This is a genomic window from Acidovorax sp. KPB24-03 (assembly GCF_057546605.1).
This window is the reverse complement of sequence record NZ_BAAJYR010000790.1, coordinates 1-883: the sequence shown is the minus strand read 5'-3', so window position 1 is coordinate 883 and position 883 is coordinate 1. Positions and strand designations below refer to the sequence as shown.

The window sequence follows — 883 nt, the reverse complement described above, 5'->3', positions numbered from 1 at the left end:
TCATCACCAGTTAGCTCCACAATTTGATCCATCCCCAAGGATCCACCCAAGCGATCGGCATTTGGCGCATACCCATGCAGGTTGAGTCCCCCCGCCAGCCCAATCGGATCGGCCGTCGTGAACGCCCCCAAATCCGGGTCGTAATACCGGAACGTGTTGTAGTGCAGCCCCGTTTCCCGGTCCAGGTACTGCCCCTGCATCCTCAGGTTCTGCGGGGCCGCCGCCATCTGCTGGCTGGCCCGGGCCCAGCCTTCCGCCACCGGGGCGCCCACTGGCCGGCCGGCGGCATCGAATGCCTGCCACTCCTCCGCCACCGCGCTGCCCCACGCCCGGTACTGGGCGCGCCACACCAGATTGCCGTTTCGGTCCGACATCTCCTCCGGCAGGCCGTTGGCCTGGGTGTGGAAGTAGTAGATGCGTGCCGGCGCGGACTCCGCCCGGACCGGTGCCGGATCAGCGGGACCATGCTGGTCGGCGGCCCGGCGCTCTGGGCCCTCCTGCGCTGCCAGCTTGCGTGCCAACCCGCCCACCGGCCCGGCGACCGCGTGGTGCGCATCCGCCCACTCGCCATTGGTGGTCGGCACGGAGTTTTCCTTGCCCCGCGCGGTGTCCACGTCGCCCAGGGCCAGCGCGGACGCGGGATGTTCCGGCTCCAGCGCGCCCTGGCCGTCGATGCGCGCCAGGGGCGTGTAGCTGCCCGGCTCGTAGATGTAGCTGCTGCATTGCCCGCCCCGGCGCTCCTGCAGCAGGCGCAGGCCTTCCCACGTGAAGGTGGTCTCGCCGAAGGCGTCGGCCTTGGCGATGCGCCGGCCCAGGGCGTCGTAGCGGTAGCGGAAGACCTGGCTCACCGGCTCGCCGTTTTGGCCCGCGCGCACCACGGCCG

General features: G+C 70.4%; 1 protein-coding gene. It reads right to left on the bottom strand.

Going from position 1 to position 883, the window contains the following annotated elements; translation table 11 throughout:
* Nucleotides 1–883, bottom strand: an 883-nt coding sequence (locus AC27KI_RS26035; protein WP_487116735.1) for an RHS repeat-associated core domain-containing protein, incomplete at both ends; no start/stop codon positions are given.